Origin of the sequence: Halodesulfovibrio aestuarii DSM 17919 = ATCC 29578, assembly GCF_000384815.1 — a bacterium.
Classification (GTDB): Bacteria; Desulfobacterota; Desulfovibrionia; order Desulfovibrionales; family Desulfovibrionaceae; genus Halodesulfovibrio; species Halodesulfovibrio aestuarii.
In genome coordinates, this window is the sequence record NZ_ARQF01000021.1 from 480328 (window position 1) to 501008 (window position 20681).

General features: G+C 43.8%; 21 protein-coding genes. 15 read left to right on the forward strand and 6 right to left on the reverse strand.

The window, feature by feature from the left end:
• The first annotated feature begins 93 nt into the window (after positions 1-93).
• A complete protein-coding gene (locus F461_RS0113045) occupies positions 94-1023 on the forward strand; it encodes a hypothetical protein (protein WP_020001603.1) in 930 nt (309 codons plus the stop codon).
• 69 nt (positions 1024-1092) lie between these two features.
• On the opposite strand, the gene F461_RS0113050 is transcribed toward F461_RS0113045, so the two are convergent.
• Positions 1093-1281 carry a twin-arginine translocase TatA/TatE family subunit gene (locus tag F461_RS0113050; protein WP_020001604.1) on the reverse strand — a complete coding sequence of 63 codons (189 nt, stop codon included), beginning with the start codon at positions 1279-1281 and terminating at the stop codon, positions 1093-1095.
• A 154-nt stretch (positions 1282-1435) separates the two neighbouring features.
• Between F461_RS0113050 and F461_RS0113055 the strand changes: the two genes are divergently transcribed.
• From F461_RS0113055 to F461_RS17910, 10 genes are all read left to right on the forward strand, one after another.
• The gene (locus F461_RS0113055) at positions 1436-3061 is read left to right on the forward strand and encodes a rhodanese-like domain-containing protein (protein WP_020001605.1); all 1626 of its coding nucleotides are present in this window, start codon (positions 1436-1438) and stop codon (positions 3059-3061) included.
• A 2-nt stretch (positions 3062-3063) separates the two neighbouring features.
• The gene (locus F461_RS17905; RefSeq protein ID WP_020001606.1) at positions 3064-3480 is read left to right on the forward strand and encodes a hypothetical protein; all 417 of its coding nucleotides are present in this window, start codon (positions 3064-3066) and stop codon (positions 3478-3480) included.
• A 12-nt stretch (positions 3481-3492) separates the two neighbouring features.
• Positions 3493-4353 carry a hypothetical protein gene (locus F461_RS0113065; RefSeq protein WP_020001607.1) on the forward strand — a complete coding sequence of 287 codons (861 nt, stop codon included), beginning with the start codon at positions 3493-3495 and terminating at the stop codon, positions 4351-4353.
• Positions 4354-4574: 221 nt separating this feature from the next.
• On the forward strand, positions 4575-5243 hold the full coding sequence (locus F461_RS0113070; protein WP_020001608.1) for an HAD family hydrolase: 669 nt from the start codon (positions 4575-4577) through the stop codon (positions 5241-5243).
• A gap of 137 nt (positions 5244-5380) precedes the next feature.
• Entirely contained in the window at positions 5381-5686 is a 306-nt protein-coding gene (locus tag F461_RS0113075) for a YggT family protein (protein WP_020001609.1), read from the forward strand.
• 333 nt (positions 5687-6019) lie between these two features.
• Complete coding sequence (locus tag F461_RS0113080) at positions 6020-6250, forward strand: hypothetical protein (RefSeq protein WP_020001610.1); 231 nt, start codon at positions 6020-6022, stop codon at positions 6248-6250.
• Complete coding sequence (ilvB, locus tag F461_RS0113085) at positions 6251-7942, forward strand: biosynthetic-type acetolactate synthase large subunit (RefSeq protein ID WP_020001611.1); 1692 nt, start codon at positions 6251-6253, stop codon at positions 7940-7942.
• Positions 7943-7953: 11 nt separating this feature from the next.
• Positions 7954-8442 carry an acetolactate synthase small subunit gene (ilvN, locus tag F461_RS0113090; protein ID WP_020001612.1) on the forward strand — a complete coding sequence of 163 codons (489 nt, stop codon included), beginning with the start codon at positions 7954-7956 and terminating at the stop codon, positions 8440-8442.
• A gap of 109 nt (positions 8443-8551) precedes the next feature.
• Entirely contained in the window at positions 8552-9541 is a 990-nt protein-coding gene (ilvC, locus tag F461_RS0113095) for a ketol-acid reductoisomerase (protein WP_020001613.1), read from the forward strand.
• A gap of 246 nt (positions 9542-9787) precedes the next feature.
• Entirely contained in the window at positions 9788-10456 is a 669-nt protein-coding gene (locus F461_RS17910) for a cysteine hydrolase family protein (protein WP_020001614.1), read from the forward strand.
• A 38-nt stretch (positions 10457-10494) separates the two neighbouring features.
• On the opposite strand, the gene F461_RS0113105 is transcribed toward F461_RS17910, so the two are convergent.
• From F461_RS0113105 to F461_RS19415, 3 genes are all read right to left on the reverse strand, one after another.
• On the reverse strand, positions 10495-10710 hold the full coding sequence (locus tag F461_RS0113105) for a hypothetical protein (protein ID WP_020001615.1): 216 nt from the start codon (positions 10708-10710) through the stop codon (positions 10495-10497).
• A 65-nt stretch (positions 10711-10775) separates the two neighbouring features.
• Entirely contained in the window at positions 10776-11087 is a 312-nt protein-coding gene (locus F461_RS0113110) for an IscA/HesB family protein (protein ID WP_020001616.1), read from the reverse strand.
• A gap of 184 nt (positions 11088-11271) precedes the next feature.
• Positions 11272-11586: an IscA/HesB family protein gene (locus F461_RS19415; protein WP_178337368.1), complete on the reverse strand. Its 315-nt coding sequence runs from the start codon at positions 11584-11586 to the stop codon at positions 11272-11274.
• A gap of 449 nt (positions 11587-12035) precedes the next feature.
• Between F461_RS19415 and pyrR the strand changes: the two genes are divergently transcribed.
• Positions 12036-12575 (forward strand): bifunctional pyr operon transcriptional regulator/uracil phosphoribosyltransferase PyrR, encoded by a 540-nt coding sequence (gene pyrR, locus F461_RS0113125; protein ID WP_020001617.1) that lies wholly within the window; start codon positions 12036-12038, stop codon positions 12573-12575.
• Positions 12576-12707: 132 nt separating this feature from the next.
• Here the strand turns inward: pyrR and pgtP are convergent, their stop codons facing one another.
• Positions 12708-14057, reverse strand: coding sequence for a phosphoglycerate transporter protein PgtP (gene pgtP, locus F461_RS0113130; protein WP_020001618.1), 1350 nt, complete (start codon positions 14055-14057; stop codon positions 12708-12710).
• A gap of 858 nt (positions 14058-14915) precedes the next feature.
• Between pgtP and F461_RS0113140 the strand changes: the two genes are divergently transcribed.
• The 3 genes from F461_RS0113140 (at position 14916) to F461_RS0113150 (ending at position 19183) form a co-directional block, all read left to right on the forward strand.
• On the forward strand, positions 14916-16193 hold the full coding sequence (locus F461_RS0113140) for a double-cubane-cluster-containing anaerobic reductase (protein ID WP_020001620.1): 1278 nt from the start codon (positions 14916-14918) through the stop codon (positions 16191-16193).
• Positions 16194-16195: 2 nt separating this feature from the next.
• Entirely contained in the window at positions 16196-16963 is a 768-nt protein-coding gene (locus tag F461_RS0113145; protein WP_020001621.1) for an acyl-CoA dehydratase activase, read from the forward strand.
• Between the two features lie 621 nt (positions 16964-17584).
• Positions 17585-19183, forward strand: coding sequence for a sigma-54-dependent Fis family transcriptional regulator (locus F461_RS0113150; RefSeq protein WP_020001622.1), 1599 nt, complete (start codon positions 17585-17587; stop codon positions 19181-19183).
• Between the two features lie 171 nt (positions 19184-19354).
• Here F461_RS0113150 and F461_RS0113155 read toward each other — a convergent pair whose 3' ends face one another.
• A complete protein-coding gene (locus F461_RS0113155; RefSeq protein ID WP_020001623.1) occupies positions 19355-20620 on the reverse strand; it encodes a radical SAM protein in 1266 nt (421 codons plus the stop codon).
• Positions 20621-20681: the final 61 nt, after the last annotated feature.

Below are 20681 nucleotides of genomic sequence, written 5' to 3' on the forward strand. Positions count from 1 at the left end.
CGGCCTTTTTCGTATATATAAAACTCTGGTGTTTTGCAGCATGATACAGTACCTTTGGACAACTGAAATTGTAAGGCATACAGTAGATTTAATATGATGAAACAAAAATTAGTACTCGTTGGTATAGCGTTGGCAACTGTGCTTATGTTCAGTTCGCTTGTTCAGGCTCGCGTTGCTCAATCTGTCTGGTATGAATCAGTACCTGAAGGTGCTGAGGCAGGCGCGTACGCAGTTCGTTCCCGTTCTGCTGCGTTACAGGCTGCATTTATAAATGCTGTGTTTGATGAATCGCTGGAAGTTATTGGCTATCCTATTACGGATGTACGTAAAGAAGAACTGCGTCAGTTCCTGTCTCCAAAAGCAAAAACATATGTTTTGAGCTATCGGGAGTTAGGTTCTACTCATATGGCGGATGGATATGGACAGGAAATGTCTGTTGAAGTTTCTGTAAACCGTTCTTCATTAACATCTCTCATAAAGCGTCTTGGATTTTTTAAAACCAGAACCGCTCCTGTTGTGTACAATCCCCAATACTCAGGTGTGCAGAGTGAGACATGGGAAAAGTTAGGCCGCCTTCACCAGCTGTACGGCTTGCGTCCTGATTATAATTCCTCACTCATTCTTGTAATGAATACGGTTGGAGATCATTGGGAATTGTCGTTGCAGGGTGCGGGTGCTCCTATTACTGCTCAATCTAAGAGTTTAGATGCGGCTTGGCATACTGTGTGGGGAAAATATTTTTCACAAAGTGCAAGCCCGCAGCCCATAGGAAATTCTCGACAAGGCGTGTTGCAGGTTCGAGGCTGGTTATTCCCAGACGGGGTAGAAGCTTTCGATCGGGTATTACGAGGTTGGGTAGGCTCTGCGTCAGGCGCACGACTGGAAGCGGTAGTGATTCAGTCTGACTCTGTGGCGGCTCGTTGGGTTGTAACGTCAAAAAATATCGATCTGGTTCTTTCCAAATTATCTGAATATGTTAACGGACGCGGGCTGACATACGATTTTCAGCCAGCAGCCGAGTAGGCTCTTATGAAATACAAAAATCCCGAAGTACTGAGTACCTCGGGATTTTTTGTAAGCTGAATAAGCTTGCTATTCTTCGTCTTTTTTCTTTTCGGAAGTTGGAGTGACATCAATTTCATCAGGCTCTGTAGTAGCCTTTTTGAAATTTTTAATGGCACGGCCAAGTCCTCCGCCGATTTCTGGAAGCTTGTTGGCTCCGAAAACGAGCAGAACAAGGACGAGAATAACTAATAATTCTGGAATACCGATACCGAACATAGTTCCCTCCATAGGATATGTTGCCGCTATACACACGGGGGGCAAACAGGTCAAGGGGTTGTTCTTGTGTCGGCTCCCGTAATATGTCGATTAACAAACGGAAAAAAGGCAGTATTCTGTTTGTTAAGTTTATAAGAAAAGAGGAAGTTTTAAAATGGAACGTATTGTCATTATCAGTTCAGGTCTTGCAGGTGCAAAGACCGCAGCGCGGATTAAAAGGCAGGCTCCGTCTGCTGAAGTAAATCTACTTGTTCCTATTGAAGTTGAAGAAGGTTCCAAAGAGGGGATATTCGGAAAATGCAACCCAATGGCACATGTTTCTTCTGTTTTGCTTGATGCTAAACAGATCAGTGTGCTTCCAATGGCCTCAATGGAGTTGGATTTCGAAAATAAAACTGTTCACGCTTCTTCTCCGCAAGGCTGTATTCCTATTCGCTATACAAAGTTGATTATGGAAATTGATGCGGCACCAAGATTGCCTCGCGCTATTCGTGGCGCACAGAATGTAATTCCTTGGCCGCTTGAGCAAGCGGGCCTTGTTGATGAATGGCTGGAAAGTTACGATCCGAAGACAGCCGTTGTATATGGCGGTGCTCATGCTATGTCCCTTATTGATCCGCTTCTCAAAGCCGGAGTGTCTGTAACGTGGGCACGTTCAGAGTGTTCAGAGTTTGATCCGGAATTCTGGCATATCGTGAGCAACAAAGTTGAATCGGGTGCAGAAGGTAAGGTGCGTGTTGTTCCTATGACAGAAACAGCTGTGATGCCCGAATTAAATGCAGAGGGCGATGTCCGAGCATTAGCTTGTGGTTCTGAAGTTGTTGAAGGGGACGTATTCTTCTGGGCAGATACCCCTCGTGCTGTCCATCCTATCGTTGCAGAGCAGGGTGTTGACCTTGATCCTTCCGGTTTTATCGCAGTCAACGAAGATTTTTCTTGCGGACTTGAAGATGTTTATCTCTTCGGTTCAGCCGTTGCTGCAAAACGTGCAGAAGTAACGGGCAAATCCAATGCTCCTTTTGAAGCAAGCTCTGTGGGGTCTCTTATTACTCACGGACGGGTGTTAAGCTCTGTTGCTTTGGAACAGCCGGTAACATGGAACGGTAGTTGTGCCTCTTCCCGTTATCAGGCAGCAGATTGTGCTGCTTTCCGTACAGGACTTACCCAAAAAGAAGCTGTAGAAGCCGGATACGAACCTGAATTTGTAATCTTTAATGCTACTCCTGTTTTGGCTGGTATTAACGCTAAAGCTGTTGTTAAACTTGTATGTGACAAGGCAAGCGGCATTGTGCTCGGTGCACAGGCATGCGGTGCGCTTGATGCCGGATGGATTGATGGGGTAGCTGCTGGTACAGCGGTTGCTCTTGCCAGCAATATGACCGTACAGACATTGTCCTGTGTTGACATGGTCGCAGGTGGTATGATGTTGAATAAAGCTGCTTCAATGCTTTCAAACAAGCTTGAAGAGCGAATTTTCGGTATTACCCCTGATGAACTGATTGCTTCGCGTGAAGCGGGGGCAAAGTTCTTTGTCTTGGATCTGCGAGACCAGATTGCATGGCGCGCCGGGCATATTGAAGACGCATACAATATTCCGTTCACTCAGCTTAAAAAGCGTTTGCAGGATGAAGTGCCGCGCTTTACTCCGTTGGTAATTGTAAGCCATGACTCAGATATTCCATACTCTATTGCCTGCTATCTTTATGGGCTCGGTGCAACAAGCCTTTACGTGCTTGATGGCGGAATGGAGTTGTGGCCGTACGACCTTGTTGTAGGTTAGTTATGGTTGCTCAGGTTCAAAAACTACCAGGAGTTCATTGCGCTTTCTACCAGCAAGGACATTGTTTGTATGAAGAGCATGTAAACCCTGGGGATCACATTGAGTGGACTTGTTCAGAGATTACTCGTTTTATGCAGGAATACGACGAGTTCGTTGACCGTGCTGATCGTTTTTCTTTGGATGATGATCGGGCTGCAAGGTTGTGGGAGTCGCATGAGGCAGAGTTGCCTCCGGCGGGTGCGCTGTGTTCAGCCTATTGTTCTGATATGTGTAAGCAGTGCGCAGGTGGTGATAACCTTACTGACTGCTGTTACGAGTTGAACCTGATCTGTATATTGAAATTGCCTGTTTGTGCCGGCGTTTGTCGCCGGTACAAACATTCTCAAATCTCTGGAACAGCCTCTGGGTGTTCGCGATAATTAGGTGACTTAATGAGCGCATCAGAATCGAAAAAAGTTACTCTCGTTATGCCGGCAGTGCAGCCGCAGCATGTGACTACAGCATTACCGGAAGGAATTCAGTTCTGTTCTCCGGGGTTGCGAGAAGCCACAGGTACATTGTTTTTTGTATCGCCGGAGCTTCCGATGAACCCGGCAGAAGCTCGCGGGCAGTTGCATGACTTGCTTCAATATGGGCTTTCTTTTCATAGTGCCCGTGATATGTCCGGTGTGGTGCTTGCAGAACGGTTTGCAAAAAAGGAGACTCCTAAACCTCTTGCAGATGAATTTGCAGAGCTGGACTCCTTTGTAGCTACAGGTAAATTTGTACCAGTAGAAAAAGATGAGCCTGTGGTTGATACAGGATTGCAGGTGCGTATCGCTGCGCAAAAGACCTTGTTGCTTGCATGGGACATGGAAAGCCGTGTTGCCGAACTTGCGGCTTTAAAAGATAAATTTACGACATCCAGCGCCAATATGGATGCCATTCTTGGTATCACAGATGAGGATGATCTGGAAGAACTCCCGGGGATTGAGCCAAAGCTGACCTTGCAGGGAGATGTGGAAGAGGATCTGGGAGTGCCTTGGCGCGCAGTTGCAGGTGCTATTATTGAATTTGCACCGGCCTGTGCTCGTTTTGTTGCGGTAAAGAAAGAACTTGTTGATGTGGTTGCCGATATTGGCAAGGACATTACACCAGACTCTGTAACCGTTGAAGAATATGGCTTCGTGCTCCCTCAGGAGCATGGCTGGAAGTTATATTCTGTCAAGGCATATGCGTTATTGGGACACACTCGTGCGCCGGAAGGTAGAGACAGCCTTAACCGTACGTTAGAAATTTTTACAGTAGCGTAATAAGCTGATGACAGAACTACCCCCTGTTGCGCTCTTTTTAGGAGCATTATTGTGTAAGGCGCAGGACATTGCGTATGATTGGCTGGCCTTTTTTGTAAAGCCAAATTAAAGTATGTAGCTAGCTTTGTTACGACTCTGATTTATAAATAGGTCGACTTCAACTTGCATTCAAAGGGTGTTGTCATCTGCTTGGAAATTACGAAAAAGCGGACATAGCGAGAATGAATTTTACGCCAGAATTATTAGACGACATGTTTCCTAACGGGCTTGGTGGTCTTATATTCGATTGTGATGGAGTGATGTTTGACACACGCGCCTGTAATATTGGATACTATAATCAGGTACTTGATGTATTAGGCATGCCTCCGTTGACCAAAGAACAGGAAGATGTGGCGCATTATTCCTCTGTGATGGGGTTTTACGAAGCAATTGTGCCGAAAGAGAAACATCCTCTTATTCCAGCGGCACAGAAGCAAGTTAGTTATATCAAGACTGTATTGCCGCTTATGACACCGGAAACAGGGCTGTATGAGTTGTTGGAAACAGCTGTAGAGTTAGGTATCAAACTTGCGGTGTTTACAAACCGTTCTGACACGATGGAAATGGTGTTGGAACAGCATAATATGGATAGTTTTTTCTATCCTGTGATGACTGCAGCCAAGGTAGAATGCAAACCGCATCCTGAGGGGGCACTTGAAATTATGAAAGTGTGGAACGAATCTTCAGATAGAGTTGTGTTTATTGGCGACAGTATTGTTGACGAAGAAGCGGCTAAACGGGCTGGGATTTCCTTTTGGGCCTATAAAAACGCAACGTTACGAGGCATTCATATCGACGATTTTGCTACGGTTAAGCAGACTCTTGTTGATTGGTGTAACGGCTCCAGATAATAGAGTATTTACAAAAAAATAAAAAAAATTACCAATTTCGTAACTTTTTACTTGATAAGTAATCCGTCATAATGGTTAAGTAGAACTTAGTGGAACTCCCCGAGATGATTTATCTCGGAAGTGTAACCGGAGGCTTAATGGAGATTTTTGCCATGAATTTTGTAGTAGGGATTGCTGAAGTTCTAAACGCAATCTTAAGCATATATTTTTGGGTCGTTATTATTTCTGCACTTCTTTCATGGGTCAATCCTGATCCGTATAACCCGATTGTGCGCATACTAAGAAATCTTACAGAACCGGCATTTTACCGCATTCGTAAGTGGTTGCCGTTTACGTATTTCAACGGGCTAGATCTATCTCCCGTTGTATTGCTGCTTGCAATTCAGTTTGCACAGATTTTTGTTATCCGTTCCATGTACCAACTTGCCGGAGCTATTCACTAGCCTGGCAGTCCCTGTCAGAGCTAACCATGCGCCTGACAGCGACATGGTTGGAGACGAAAAGAGACTGCTTTAGCACCATTAAGGCGGCAGGACATAAAAACCTGATGAATATTCGCAGCAGGAGAGTTGGAAACAGTAGAAGAATTAACCTACAAAACCGATTAAGCACAAAAAAAGCTCAATAGTAACGCTTGGGAATGCTGTTACGAGTGTCCTGGACACTCTGACAATATACATGAATCCCGTTACTCGTGGATGTGACGGTCTTCAATCCCTATGGGTAGTTTTTAACCGATAAGACTGCCTATAACCTCCAAAAAAGGAGAAGCAATCATGGAAGTACGTGACGTAGAATTACTCGAGAAACACTTGCCCCATGATGAGAACCTCAAGGCGCTTTGGGATGAGCACATCTTATTTGAAAAGCGGTTAGACAAGCTAAAGAGCAAGCAAATCTTAACACCTCAGGAAAAAGTTTCCTTAAAAGAGCTTAAGAAGCAAAAATTAGACGGTAAGACTAAAATACAAATAATGCTTGATCGGTACAGGGAATTGGAGATGTAAATGGAGTATTCTGGGGCCAGAATCCTGTTAGAGAGTTTGAAAAAAGAGAATGTTGATGTTCTCTTTGGGTATCCGGGCGGTGCAGTTCTTGATATTTATCATGAACTATCTAACCACCACGATTTGAAGCATGTGCTGGTTCGCCATGAACAGGGGGCAGTACACGCAGCTGATGGGTATGCAAGAGCTACCGGCAAAGTCGGTGTATGCCTTGTAACCTCAGGGCCGGGGGCAACTAATACTGTTACCGGTATTGCAACTGCGTATGCAGACTCTATTCCGCTTGTGGTTCTAACAGGTCAGGTTCCAACTCCTCTTATTGGAAACGATGCTTTCCAAGAAGTTGATATTGTAGGAATAACACGTCCTTGCACCAAGCATAATTACTTGGTGCAAGACGTGTCTCAACTTGCAGCGACTATCAAGGAAGCATTTCATGTGGCTCGTTCCGGAAGACAGGGACCAGTACTCATTGATATTCCAAAGGATGTTCAGAACCAGATGCACGCGTTCCATTATCCGGAACGTATTAAGATGCGTAGTTACAACCCAACGTATAAACCGAACAATAATCAGGTACGAAGGGCTGTTGAACTTTTTAGCGAAGCAAAGCGCCCGCTGATTTTTGTTGGCGGTGGTGTTATTTCTTCAAATTCTGCTGAAGAGTTGGGAATGTTTGTCCGTTCTATGCAGGTGCCGGTAACAGGTTCCTTGATGGGATTAGGGGCGTTTCCTGGCGATGACCCATTATGGCTTGGAATGCTCGGCATGCACGGTACGTATGCGGCAAACAAGGCTGTAAGTAATGCCGATGTTATCTTGGCCGTGGGAGCACGCTTTGATGACAGGGTGACAGGTAAACTGTCCTCTTTTGCGGCTGCGGCGAAGATTATCCATATCGACATTGATCCAACTTCAATCCGTAAAAATGTTGAAGTGGAAGTACCGATAGTAGGAGACTGCAAGCTTGCATTGCAGGGGCTTATTAAAGTGCAGGAAACAGAGTTTGCCGATGTTGACTGGGCCGCTCAGTACGGTGAATGGAACAAACAGATCAGAGAATGGGCTGTTACGCACCCTGTGAGATATCTCACAGAAGATTCTCTGAAACCGCAGCATGTTGTTGAAACAATTTTTGAGTTGACCAAAGGTGACGCCATCATCAGTACTGAAGTTGGGCAGAACCAGATGTGGACAGCGCAGTTTTATAAATTCCGTCAGCCGCGAACATTGCTGACATCAGGTGGTCTTGGCACCATGGGCTATGGTTTTCCAGCAGCTATTGGTGCACAAATGGCCTTCCCGGATAAACTAGTAATTGATATTGCTGGCGATGGTTCTATTCAGATGAATAGTCAGGAACTTATGACGGCCGTTAGTCATAAATTGCCAGTTAAGATCGTTGTGTTGAACAATTGTTTCCTCGGAATGGTTCGCCAGTGGCAGGAACTTTTCTATGATAGAAATTACTGTTCAACCTGTATGGATGCACAGCCAGATTTTGTTAAGCTTGCAGAAGCGTACGGTGCGGAAGGGTACAGAGTAACTGATCCTGCTAAACTGAAAGAGACGTTGAAGACTGCTTTTGAATCACCGCTGCCATGTATAGTGGACGTGCGCGTTGAGGCAGAAGAAAATGTGTATCCAATGGTTCCTGCGGGTGCCTCTCTTGAAGAAATGTTGCTAGTGTAGGGGATTGAGTTATGAGACATGTACTATCCGTTCTTGTAGAAAACGAACCGGGCGTTTTGTCCCGCATTTCCGGTTTGTTCAGCGGGCGTGGCTTTAACCTCGATTCTCTGAATGTTGCGCCCGTGCTTGAAGAGGGTGTGTCGTTGATGACCATTGTTACAAGCGGTGATCAGCAGATTATTGAGCAGATTGTAAAGCAACTGCGCAAGCTTGTTACAGTCATTAAAGTGACTGATATGCAGGACAGCACAACTGTAGAGCGTGAAATGGCATTGATTAAAGTCAATGCTACAGAATCTAATCGCGCAGAAATTTTACGTATTGCAGATATTTTTAGATGCAAGGTCGTTGATGTCAGTCTAGATGAACTAACACTGGAAGTCATTGGTGATCATGGTAAAGTAGAGGCTGTCATTGCCCTGCTAGAACGCTTTGGCATTAAAGAAATTGCACGTACTGGTACTGTCGCATTGCGACGTTCCATGCAACCTGAGAAATAAGAATCATTTGCTTGGCATGCCCCCGCTTGTGATTACCCTCAGGCGGGGGTTTTTATATACAACTGCAACCTAAACATATGTTCCGTGTAAAGCACGGCAGGGAGTGGAGATGAAGGTTTATTACGAACAGGACACCAACTTGGAAATCCTGAAAGATCAGACTGTAGCAATCATCGGCTACGGCAGCCAGGGGCATGCACATGCTCAGAACCTTCGCGAGTCTGGTGTTAATGTTGTTGTCGGGCAGCGTCCTGGCGGAGCAAACTACGACTTAGCTAAAGCTGACGGCTTTGAGCCGATGTCTGCTGCAGATGCATCTGCACAGGCAGATATTATTATGATCCTACTCCCCGATCAGTACCAGTCTGCTGTCTTTGAGAACGACATTAAGCCGAACCTCAATGCTGGCAACTCACTTGTCTTTGCACATGGCTTTAATATTCATTTTGCTCAGATCGTAGCCCCGAAAGACGTTGATGTATTTATGGTAGCCCCGAAAGGCCCAGGTCACCTCGTTCGCCGCACCTACACCGAGGGTGGTGGCGTTCCTTGTTTGTTTGCTGTCCACCAAGACGCATCAGGCAAAGCACAGGAGAAGGCTTTGGCTTACGCTGAAGGCATTGGCGGCGCCCGTTCCGGTATCATCGAAACCACTTTTGCTGAAGAGACTGAAACAGACCTCTTTGGTGAACAGGCAGTTCTTTGTGGCGGTATTTCTGCTCTTATTAAAGCCGGTTTTGAAACTCTGTGCGAAGCAGGCTACCAGCCTGAAATTGCATACTTTGAATGTTTGCATGAGACAAAACTGATTGTAGATTTGCTGTATGAAGGTGGTCTTGCCAACATGCGTAATTCCATCTCCGATACTGCAGAGTATGGTGACTATGTAACTGGTCCTCGTATTATCACCGAGGAAACCAAAAAAGAAATGAAACGAGTTCTGGAAGATATTCAAAAAGGTCGTTTTGCACGTGACTTCATCCTTGAGTCTCAGGCAAACTATCCGTTCTTTGCTGCTACTCGTCGTCTTGAAGCTGCTCACCAAATTGAAGAAGTCGGCGGACGCCTTCGTGGTATGATGCCATGGCTTAAAAAATAAGCAGTCCAATAATAAAAAAAAGCCGCACAGTGTGCGGCTTTTTTTTGTTCTAATAATCAGACAGTTGCACACCCTTTTTAACTTTCTATAAGTATATGAGTAGGGGGCACTATGTGCATACGTCAAGAGGACAATGCCTTGACCGAATTGGGACTAAAAATTATTATTTTCGGGAAGTTATCCAGAAAGTGTTTCAGGATATAACTCTCCTGTTAGAATCAATGCATATGTAAGGATGTTGTCATCATGTTCAGTCATTTCTCAAAATACACTCTTCCAGAGCCAACGCAGAGCGCTCTTATTACCATTGATTTACAAAATGATTTTGTTCTATCTGGAGCTCCTGCTGAAGGAAAAGGAGCAGCACGGGCTGCTGCTATGGCTGGTGAAATGGTGCGCTATTACCGTAACCATGGGTTACCTATTGTTCATGTCATCCGTGTGTATTCTACAAAAGATAACGCATCTAATGTGGACGTGTGTCGACGTGAGGCTGTAGAGAATGGGGTGCAATTGGTACTTTCCGGTACTGAAGGGATGCAGCCTGTAGCTGATATAATTCCGGAAGGGGTTGTTGCAGATGGTGATTTACTTCTGACAGGTGAACCGCAGCGGATCTCAGCAAATGAACAGATATTGTGGAAGCCGCGTTGGGGCTGTTTCTATAATACGAAGCTAAATGCAATTCTGCGGGAGCAGAACGTAAACACAGTTGCTATTGCCGGAACATGGTTCGCTAACTGTGTCCGTACAACTATTTATGAAGCAACAGCCCATGATTATCGTGTGGTAGCACTGCGTGATGCCATCGCGGGTATACATCCTGAAGGTGAAGCTGATCTTGCAAAAATACAATGCGGCGTTTGTGATTGTTCCGAATGGACAGCCCTTCTTGAGGCGACGAGCCGGCCATAGATAATTTGTTGCGGTGCAGGTTGTTTAAAAGAGGCTTTCTATGCGCCTTCTTTAATGAGCTGTGCGTAGAGATATTCATCATCAGGGTATTTAATACCCTTGCCGGTGACGATAATGCTCGGGTACATCTGGTCGGAACGAGGATCAGCCAGTTCACGAACTTCCCATCGTCCATCTTCTTTGCCTACCACAAATTCTTTTTTTTCTTTATGTGCAACCTTGATTGCGTACAATACAGATTCTTTGAATGTCATGGTAGTTCTCCTGTACATATAAAAAAAGCGACTTCATTTGAAGCCGCTCAGAATGGTTTGATTGCCTAGCCGCAACTGCCGCCACAACTGCTGCAACCGCCGCCGCCACCAAGTGGATTCTCGGACTCAATGACAAAGCCCTGATAGCGGATGTCTACAGTAAGAGCGCCTGTTTTGTCGAGCAGATCCTTGTTAATACAAAAAGTGTATGGATCAGCGGAAAAAACAGTGTCGTCGTCGTTTGGTTCATCCATTGCCAGTGCGAGATTAGGGCCACTGCAGCCGCCTGGAGCAAGATAAATGCGAATGGATGCAAGTTCTCTATCTTCAAAATGCGCATCGAGTGATTTTCGAGCATCGTCAGTCATTGTGAACATAATGTGTTCCTCCGAATTTTATATGCTGAAACACTACTCATCGGCGAGAAATAAAGTCAAATAGATGTGTGATGGATAGATAGAGCTTCTGTGCTATACCTTCTTTCTATCAGTTTTATTTATAGGTCAGACGACAAAAAAAGGCGGCTTCAAGATGAAGCCGCCTTTTATAAGCTAAGATCGTCTAGCCGCAAGAACCGGAGGAACAACTGCCACAAGAGCTGCCGCCGCCAAGAGGGTTCTCAGACTCAACAACAAAGCCCATGTAAGAAAGGTCGATGGTAATTTTACCAGACTTTTCAATGAGGTCTTTATTAATGCAGAAAGTGAAATCTTTCTCTTCAAATACGGAATCTTCTTCGTTTGGCTCATCCAGAGCCAATGCCAATCTTGGGCCGCTTCAGCCGCCCGGAGCCAGATAGATGCGGATAGGAGATTTTTCCTTATCAGCAAAGTACGCCGCAAGTTCTTTGTGGGCGTTTTCAGTCAATGTAAACATTGAATTTCCTCCACGTAGGTTGTTCTTATCAAGTAAAGGTAGTTATCGGCTTTGTCAATAGAAATGGATTTTGTGTATCGGAATTTCAGATGTGAAGTACTTGGTTCTCTACTTGTTTTACGTATGCTTCGTAGTTGTCTGTATGCTTCAACGAGAATAGAAAACTCGAGAATTGTTTTTCAGGATTTCATGGTAGCATAAACAGAGCTTTTAGTAATTGGGGGGCAGGTACGAGAGGGAGAAGATTGTTTTGATTGCCAATAGCTATACCATAAAAATAAGGTTCATGTAGGTAATGTCAACCAGCTCCTATGGGTAACAAAAAAGGTGGCAATGTCCCCGTGGGGTGGGTTGCAGAAAGCACGTGGAGTATGTTTCTTTTATGCAAGAAAAAAGATAAGATGTAGTCTTAATCTTTCATGGAAGAAAGCAGAACAAAGGATACATATATGGGAAATGTGAAAACTGTTATGACTGAAGACGAAGTGCGGCGCACTATAGACCGCCTCGCGTTTCAGGTTATAGAAAATCATGGTGAATGCGAAAACCTTGTTCTGGTTGGTATCCAGAGAAGAGGTGTTGATATTGCAGCACGTGTGCGTACTGTGTTGGAAGAGCAGTTGGAAAAAACTGTGGAGTCCGGTTCGTTGGATATTAACTTGTATCGTGATGACTGGACAACTTTGGATGTGCAACCCATGATTAACGAGACCGATATCCCCTCCAGTGTAGATGGCAAGGTACTCTTGTTGATAGATGATGTGTTGTTTACCGGTCGAACTGTCCGTGCAGCGTTGGAGGCTGTCCTTGATTATGGCAGACCTAGCCGTATAGAGTTGATGGTGCTTGTTGATCGCGGCCATCGTGAACTACCTATTCAGGCAAATTATGTGGGTAAGCAGATTGCAACAGCACGTACAGAACAGGTTGATGTGTTAATTGAAGAGACTGATGGTCGAGATGAAGTTTTACTTCAGCACGCAGAATAAGAGCGTTCTAGATACGTTGTTATCTCGATTTCTGAATAGATAAAAAAGCCCCGCTTCATGATATGAAGCGGGGCTTTTTTATTTACTATGCCTTATCTGTCTGTGAAGAACAGAGAAGGGCTTTTGCCACAGTTATTTTGCTGCTTCGTTGGACTCAGCTTTGTGACCAAGGGTGAATGCACTGAAGACAATTGTGAGTACACAACATGCTACCATGGTAATGAATACACCACGCCATGCAAAATGGTCAGCAATCCAGCCTACACCGGAACCGGCAATAGCGGAACCGAACACGTAACCGAAGAAGCCTGTAAAGCCAGCAGCGGTGCCAGCAGCTTTTTTAGGAACGAGGTCGAGTGCATGGAGACCAATGATCATGATTGGACCGTATACGAGGAAGCCAATAGCAACGAGAGCCACGTAATCGATCCATTTAGGACCGCTGAGGTTGAACCAGTATACGACAACGAACACCAGTGTCAGCGCCATGAAGAGCATGGTTGCAGGAGCACGTTTGCCTTTGAATACTTTATCTGACAGCCAGCCACATACGATGGTACCAGGGATAGCAGCATATTCAAAGAGAGACCACGCAATAGAAGACTCTTTAAAGGAGTAGCCTTTAACTTCCTGAAGGTAAGTAGGAATCCAGTCAACTACACCGTAACGCACAAAGTAGCAGAATGCGTTAGCAATAGCGATTGCCCAGAGGTATTTGTTAGTAAGAATGTGTTCGAAGAAGATTTCTTTAAAAGTAAAGGTTTCTTCGTGTTTCTTAGCATCGTAGCCTTCAGGGTAGTCGTTACGGTATTCTTCAACACTTGGAAGTCCACAAGACTGTGGAGTATCGCGCAGAAGGAAGAATGTGATGAATGCGAGTCCAGCTGCGACTGCTGCGTTGAAGTAGAATTTTGCACCCCAGTCGTTGAACATCATAACACCGAGGAATGCGAGGTTAGCAACAAGAGCGCCACCGATGTTGTGTGCAACGTTCCAAACAGCAACGGTCATGCCGCGCTCTTTAGTGGAGTACCAGTGAACCATAGTTTTGCCACAAGGAGGCCAACCCATGCCCTGAACCCAGCCGTTCAGAGTCATAAGTACAACAAGAAGGGTTACGCTTTCAAACACCCATTTGTTCAGGCCGGTAAAGGCAAGAATGGCACAAGAAAGAAGCAGTCCACATGGGAGGAAGTATTTAGGGTTACTTCTATCTGAAATTGAACCCATAACAAATTTAGATACACCGTACGCAATAGACAGACCTGTCATTGCAGTTCCGAGCATTGCTTTTGTGTACTCTGGGTACTCTTTAAGAATGTCAGGGATTGCAAGTGCAAAGTTTTTACGTACAAGGTAAAATGCAGCGTAACCGATGAAAATACCAAGAAAAACTTTCATTTTGTTTTTTTTGTATTCTGCATCAATTCGCTCTTCTGGCACGCGCTCAATGTGCGGTGCCGGCTTGAAGATACCAATCATCCTCTCTCTCCAATAGGTTAAAGGTATAGAGCAGCAATTAATTAATAAAAAGTTGGCAACTAAAGTGTGCATGTGACTTTAAAATCAATGCAACAGACGGGCTACTAAAAAAAAACCGATGTTGCAACGCTTTTGTCGATAGTTTGCCACAATGCTGTAACATTTTTTTTTAATAAAAAAAGTGTAACCGGATACATTGAATCTTGTATTTGCAAAAGATAAAGAAAAAGCAGGGTAAAGTTGTATTGATAAGTGTTGTATTACTATAATACTGTAGTGAAAACGGTTTCTTTTGTATTGCTGTTGTGTTTAAAAGTTATTATTTTGCTTTAAATGAATTTAGTTTTTTTTATTTTGCTTTGTTTCTAATGTTGGAATGGGCTTTTTCTACCTTTATGGTAGGGGATAAAGCGCTGAGTATTGAGTTCAGGCATTTATAAGGAGTATGACTACAGTTTCTTACTGCTATTATGAGATTTATAATTGGTTCATTATAGCTTGAGGTGTCTCAAAGAGTCTCACACTGCGGTTGGAAATGTTTTTTTGTTGCTATTTGATTTTTAGGCATTCAATTTTTCCTTATTTGTTGAAGGTTGGACGTCATGGAATGTCGAAGCTTTTTTGTACGGATGGCGGCCCCAAAAAACTTGGCGTTCTTTTGGGCGGGTGTGAAGGCGTTTGCGGATTTTTTATGTTTGATATGTGGAGGCTTTTTTCAAAAATGAATGAAGCTTGGCTGAAGAGGGTGATTTTCTATTGGTTATATCTATTGATATCGTTTAACTTAATAGTTTTTATCAATTTGTTTATCCCATGTCGGGTGTGTACTTGTAATGATATCAATCTTAGGAGGTTGTTATGAGTGATGCTGCACATACCGAAATGTGGGAAAAACTGAATTTAGATATTTCTGCACATGAAGGCTTGCTGGAGGTTTTAGGTAAATTTTATGGTGACATTTACCTTTCACAGGAAAACAGACTGAATGGGATGGAATATCTGGATTTTGTTCTTTCAGAAGTTCATGGGCTGCGAATTAAAGAGATTCAGGACGCTAAGGCTACTGGAAAAAAAGTTATTGGAACTTTTTGTGTCTTTGTTCCGGAAGAGCTCACTCTGGCAGCTAACGCCATTCATGTGGGGCTTTGTTCCGGTGCCGATGCTGGTACTGATGAAGCTGAAAAACTCGTACCGCGTAATACCTGTGCACTCATTAAATCTTTTATCGGGTTCAAGCTTGCCCGGATTTGCCCGTTCACAGAGTCATGTGACTTGGTTGTTGGTGAAACAACCTGTGATGGAAAGAAAAAAGCATACGAAGCATTCGGAAAACTCGTACCGATGCATGTGATGGAAGTTCCACAGACAAAAACAACAGACGCTAAGCAGCTTTTTAAAGCTGAGGTGCTCCGCTACAAAGAAGCATTGGAAGAACTTACAGGCGTAAAAATTACTGTTGAAAACTTGCGTAAGTCTATTTCTGTTGTGAACGAAAAACGAAAAGCCCTTCAGAGACTTTCCCGTTTAAGAGCGGCAGACCCTGCACCAATTTCCGGCCGTGATGCGTTGCTGATTAATCAGGTTTCTTTTTACGACGAACCAGAGCGTTTCACGCAATCTATCAATACCCTTTGTGATCAGATTGAAGAACGTATTGCGCAAGGTGGCGGTGTTGTACCTGCGGGCACGAAACGCCTGTTACTTTCTGGTTGTCCTATGGCAGTTCCGAACTGGAAGTTGCCATACGTAATGGAAAGTTCCAATGCTGTTATAGTGGGAGAAGAGTCTTGTATTGGTTCCCGAAATGTTCGTGATCTTGTAGATGATTCAGCCGATACTATTGAAGGCATGCTTGATGCGCTTGTCGATCGCTATATGAAAATTGACTGTGCATGTTTTACTCCGAATGATGAACGCATGGTTAATGTGCAAAATATGGTTAAAGATCTGAATGCGGACGGTGTGGTTCATTATGCTTTATCTTTCTGCCAGCCATATGCACATGAGGCAATTAAATTGCAGGATGTTCTATCTCAGAAGGGCATTCCTATGCTGAGTGTGGAAACTGGCTATAGTATGGAAGATGTTGAACAGCTGAAGACGCGTGTCGAAGCTTTTGTTGAGATGTTAGACTAAGTATGTTTGGCGGCATTGATATAGGCTCGCGGTCAACGGAGTTTGTGTTGCAGGAGGGCGGTTTCGTCGTGCATCGCGCTCAGTTACCCACTACGTTTTCTCCGTTAGAGCAATGTAAGAGACTGCTTGAAGGGCATTCTCCAGAGTATTTAGTCGCAACCGGGTATGGACGGGAGTTGGTTAAAACTCTCGATTTACCATATTCAGTTGGTGCTATTACGGAAATTAAAGCTCATGCTTTGGGTGCTCATGCGTTATTTCCTGAAGCTCAAACCGTTTTGGATATTGGCGGGCAGGACACAAAGGCCATTTTGTTGAACTCCAAGGGCGGTGTCGTCCGGTTTGAAATGAATGATCGATGTGCTGCTGGTACAGGAAAATTTTTAGAACACACTGCGAATGTTTTTCAAGTGGATATTGAAAATTTTGGTCCATACGCTTTGCTGGGGAATCAGCCTCCGTTGATTAATAGTATGTGTACTGTTTTTGCGGAAACGGAAGCTACTTCGTTAATGGCACAGGGGGTTCGGCCTGAGGATATTGCATTGGCATTGCACAAGTCTGTCGTCCGGCGAACTGGTTCAATGTTGAAGCGGGTTGGGCTTGCTTTTCCGTTAGTTTTTTCTGGTGGTGTTGCAAATAATGCCTGTATCCGTAAACTGTTACATGAAGAGTTTGGTGGGGCAGAGTCTATCTGCATTGCTGAAGAGCCTGATATGTGCGGTGCCTTTGGTGCTAGTCTGTGGGCGGAAGTGTGCTTTAATGCCTGATGTCTTGATCTGTTAATCCACAGTGAGAATAGTATGAAATAAAGAAAACTCCGCAGTTCAGCATTGTACTGCGGAGTTTTTTCATTTCAATGGCTCTAGAGCAGGGATAATGGAGATTACCTTGTGCAGTTTTTTGTGGTCAGAGTTAGCGATTTTTTTTGACGGGGAAAATTTTTTGTCTTAGCAAAGGTCCGTTTTACAAAATTGTAAAACGGACCTTTGCGCTCGGTTGTGATTAAATTCTTGGTTTGTTCTTAATGTCTGAGATGTGCCCTGGCTATCCCGCAAGATAAAAATAAGTATAATTTAAGTAGCTAATATAAAACCAAAATAATTCTTGATATAAAAGTTGTTTTATATATCTGTGTGTATCTAATTATGCTTCTCGACATTAAGAAATAATGTTCGCTTATGTAATCTCATACAATTTTTAGTTTATGATGATACTGCTTATAGTAAAATATAAGCAGAAAACGTATAGAAAATTGAAAAAATGACAAATATGTCAATCAAACTTTTTGTTTTTGGGAAGACTACATGCTAGGTGAAAGAGGTTTAACTTTAATTTGCTGATATATAAAGATAAAAAAATGATGGGACAGAAAATGCATGAGTGTGTGCATGCGATCTCGAATACATATACTCAAATTTTCAGCATTACTTGCTATTTGCGAAACCATGGAACGAGCTTTAGATCTTGAAGCTGCTCTTGATGGGGTGCTGTGCATGCTTTCTGAAAAATTAAGTATGCAACGAGCAACCGTAACATTATATGACCCAGAAATTCAGCAACTTACAATTAATGCATCATATGGTTTAACTTTAGAGGAAAAACAGCGTGGTGTGTACCGTTTGGATGAGGGAGTAACTGGGAAGATTTTTAGATCAAATGAACCTTTTTATGTGCCTGACATTAGTAAGGAGCCTCTTTTTTTAGACAAGACTGGTGCGCGAAAACTCCAAAGGGGAATGACATCTTTTATCGGGGTGCCAATCGTTTTGCAGGGTGATCCTATTGGTGTTCTAAATGTTGACAGATTTTTTGATGATCATGTCTCTATTGAAGAAGATATAGATTTTTTAAAAATAGTAGCAACACTTATTGGGCAGTTTCTGAGCCTTAATAAAAAAGTAATGGAGCGCGAAGCCGTATTCAAACGAGAAAATGCTTCCTTACGTTATCAAATTTCTCAGCAAAATAAGGGATTATATATTGTTGGGAAAAGTTCCGCCATGATGGAAGTGCAAAGGCAAATAGAACGAGTTGCCCCAACGAGGGCTACAGTTCTACTGCTTGGTGAGTCTGGCGTTGGTAAGACATTAATTGCGCGTATCATACATGAATTGTCTGATAGAGACGGGCACCCTTTTGTTAAGATCAACTGTGCCTCTATTCCGGAAAATTTACTTGAAGCGGAACTCTTTGGTTATGAAAAGGGGGCTTTTACCGGCGCAACTTCCAGTCGGCAAGGTCGTTTTGAGGAGGCTGACTGCGGAACCATATTCCTTGATGAAATTGGAGAACTTCCCTTAAATTTGCAAGCAAAGCTGCTTCGGGTACTGCAGGAAAAAGAACTGGAGAGGCTTGGGTCTAATAAAACACGAACTGTAGATATCCGTATTATTACGGCAACGAATAAGGATTTGGGAAAGCTGGTAGAGCAAAACGAATTCCGCCTTGATTTATACTATAGGCTGAATATTTTCCCCGTTGTAATTCCAGCTCTTTGTGAGCGTCGCGAAGATATTACAGGGTTATTGAACCATTTTTTACAGAAAGCGGCACAGAACTATGGGCGTACAGTCACATTCACGGCAGGCGCTCTGGATGCCCTTATCCAATATGAGTGGCCGGGTAATGTTCGTGAAATGGAAAACCTTATTGAACGCCTCGTTATCATGTCTGATTCAGAGTATATTTCGCTTGAATTTATTGCACCGTATTTAGAGTCTATTACTCCAATGCATGAGCATGAAGTTGTTGATGGAACGGCCTGTTTACTTGCTTTAGATAAAAATAAGCCGATGCGTCCACAGCATGCTTCCCTGCAAGACTTAGAAAAAAACGAAATATTGTATGCGTTAGAAGATAATGATTGGATTCAATACAAGGCCGCTGAAAGTTTAGGTCTTACGGCTCGCCAAATGGGATATCGCGTAAAACGTTATCGTTTGGAAGAGGCTATAGCTATAGGTAGAGCACGACTTCGAAAAAGATAAAGAAATAGGTTAGTAGAAACTTAAATTCACTTGATTGACTCGATACTGTAATTGAACTGGTTGCAGGCCACGGTTGATAAACGCAAGATAATACAAAGCCATCGTTTGATAGAGTTGTCCTCTACCAAACGATGGCTTTTTATTTTAGGGAGGAAATGCAACGCTGCTAAGTTAGCCACACGCTGTCCCTGTTCCCTGACACCCACCAGCAATGCCAGCACGTCGGCATTTTAAAGACTCGATGTTGCCCGTATGATATACAGCTTCTAATCCATCTTGGATAAGTCCACTCAATGTATGTGAAGATATTCCATGTTCTTCTAAGTAGACCTTCGGGGTTTCGCCAATTGCTGCTGTTAACACAGTGCGGCAATCATTAAGAAGGAGGGCGAGTTCTTCCCAACGCTTTGGCCCACAGGCTTTAGGAGGAACTTTACGTTCTTCAATAAGACTGAAGTTTCCTTTTTGGTCTTCACCCCAGATATAAAACGATTTTGTTTCTCCAAAGTGCTGATTTATAAGTAAACCTTCTCGGGAGGAAATAGCCACGTATGGGCGGGGCTTTTCCAGTTCCAGTGGTTTATGTTGTGCACACGCTTGCAAGGTTCCACACAGTGAAGCTGATTGGTCTTTAGAAAGTAACCCGACAGCATCTGCGCGGCAGCGTTTGCAGTGTGTCATTTGTTTAATATATGGAGTTGCTGCTTTTCGAAGCGGCCCGATCAGGTTGTGGTTCGGTTCTTCAATATCAGCAAAAAGCGTATCTGCGGTTGGCTTCAGTGGAATAATATTTTGAATGTCAGCACCAAGTTCAGATGCCACCTTAGCTACTTCTAAAAGATGGTCGTCGTTAATTCCCGGGATGGCAATGGAATTTATTTTTACGATGATATTCCGATCTTTTAAACCCTTAATTGCTTTCAACTGGCGATCAAGTAAAAGCTTTGCGCCTTCTTCTCCATAGTGGATAGTGTTTCCATCCTGTACCCAAGAGTAAATTTTTGCACCAATTGCAGGATCTACAGCACTCATAGTAATGGTCACATGGGACACTCCCAGTTCGGCAATGTCGTCAAGGTAAGGCAGGATTCCCATACCGTTTGTAGAGAGGCAAAACAGGAGATGCGGGTGCTTTTTATTAAGCAGACGCATAGTTTCCAATACTTCTTGCGGGTTAGCAAACGGGTCACCGGGGCCGGCAATGCCTGCAACTGTGATACGTGGCTCTTTTTCCAGCACAGCGTCCATGTATTCAGCAGCCTGAAACGGTTTAAGTATGCTGCTGGTAACGCCGGGGCGGGATTCGTTAACACAGTCGTATTTTCTGTTACAGTAGTTACACTGTATGTTGCACTTTGGTGCTACCGGTAAATGAACTCTTCCGCAGCTGCCTGCATTTTCTTTATTAAAGCATGGATGTTTTGTTGTATCTTTCATTGCAATGCACCTATATCTTTTTCGTAAAATCTATCTGAGATTACTGCATGACAGCAATTTG

Excerpts from the sequence above, each read along its gene's own strand:
- F461_RS0113045 (WP_020001603.1), top strand. The coding sequence starts at position 94 with ATGATGAAACAAAAATTAGTACTCGTTGGTATAGCGTTGGCAACTGTG.
- F461_RS0113050 (WP_020001604.1), bottom strand. The coding sequence starts at position 1,281 with ATGTTCGGTATCGGTATTCCAGAATTATTAGTTATTCTCGTCCTTGTT.
- F461_RS0113055 (WP_020001605.1), top strand. The coding sequence starts at position 1,436 with ATGGAACGTATTGTCATTATCAGTTCAGGTCTTGCAGGTGCAAAGACC.
- F461_RS17905 (WP_020001606.1), top strand. The coding sequence starts at position 3,064 with ATGGTTGCTCAGGTTCAAAAACTACCAGGAGTTCATTGCGCTTTCTAC.
- F461_RS0113065 (WP_020001607.1), top strand. The coding sequence starts at position 3,493 with ATGAGCGCATCAGAATCGAAAAAAGTTACTCTCGTTATGCCGGCAGTG.
- F461_RS0113070 (WP_020001608.1), top strand. The coding sequence starts at position 4,575 with ATGAATTTTACGCCAGAATTATTAGACGACATGTTTCCTAACGGGCTT.
- F461_RS0113075 (WP_020001609.1), top strand. The coding sequence starts at position 5,381 with ATGGAGATTTTTGCCATGAATTTTGTAGTAGGGATTGCTGAAGTTCTA.
- F461_RS0113080 (WP_020001610.1), top strand. The coding sequence starts at position 6,020 with ATGGAAGTACGTGACGTAGAATTACTCGAGAAACACTTGCCCCATGAT.
- ilvB (WP_020001611.1), top strand. The coding sequence starts at position 6,251 with ATGGAGTATTCTGGGGCCAGAATCCTGTTAGAGAGTTTGAAAAAAGAG.
- ilvN (WP_020001612.1), top strand. The coding sequence starts at position 7,954 with ATGAGACATGTACTATCCGTTCTTGTAGAAAACGAACCGGGCGTTTTG.
- ilvC (WP_020001613.1), top strand. The coding sequence starts at position 8,552 with ATGAAGGTTTATTACGAACAGGACACCAACTTGGAAATCCTGAAAGAT.
- F461_RS17910 (WP_020001614.1), top strand. The coding sequence starts at position 9,788 with ATGTTCAGTCATTTCTCAAAATACACTCTTCCAGAGCCAACGCAGAGC.
- F461_RS0113105 (WP_020001615.1), bottom strand. The coding sequence starts at position 10,710 with ATGACATTCAAAGAATCTGTATTGTACGCAATCAAGGTTGCACATAAA.
- F461_RS0113110 (WP_020001616.1), bottom strand. The coding sequence starts at position 11,087 with ATGTTCACAATGACTGACGATGCTCGAAAATCACTCGATGCGCATTTT.
- pyrR (WP_020001617.1), top strand. The coding sequence starts at position 12,036 with ATGGGAAATGTGAAAACTGTTATGACTGAAGACGAAGTGCGGCGCACT.
- pgtP (WP_020001618.1), bottom strand. The coding sequence starts at position 14,057 with ATGATTGGTATCTTCAAGCCGGCACCGCACATTGAGCGCGTGCCAGAA.
- F461_RS0113140 (WP_020001620.1), top strand. The coding sequence starts at position 14,916 with ATGAGTGATGCTGCACATACCGAAATGTGGGAAAAACTGAATTTAGAT.
- F461_RS0113145 (WP_020001621.1), top strand. The coding sequence starts at position 16,196 with ATGTTTGGCGGCATTGATATAGGCTCGCGGTCAACGGAGTTTGTGTTG.
- F461_RS0113150 (WP_020001622.1), top strand. The coding sequence starts at position 17,585 with ATGCGATCTCGAATACATATACTCAAATTTTCAGCATTACTTGCTATT.
- F461_RS0113155 (WP_020001623.1), bottom strand. The coding sequence starts at position 20,620 with ATGAAAGATACAACAAAACATCCATGCTTTAATAAAGAAAATGCAGGC.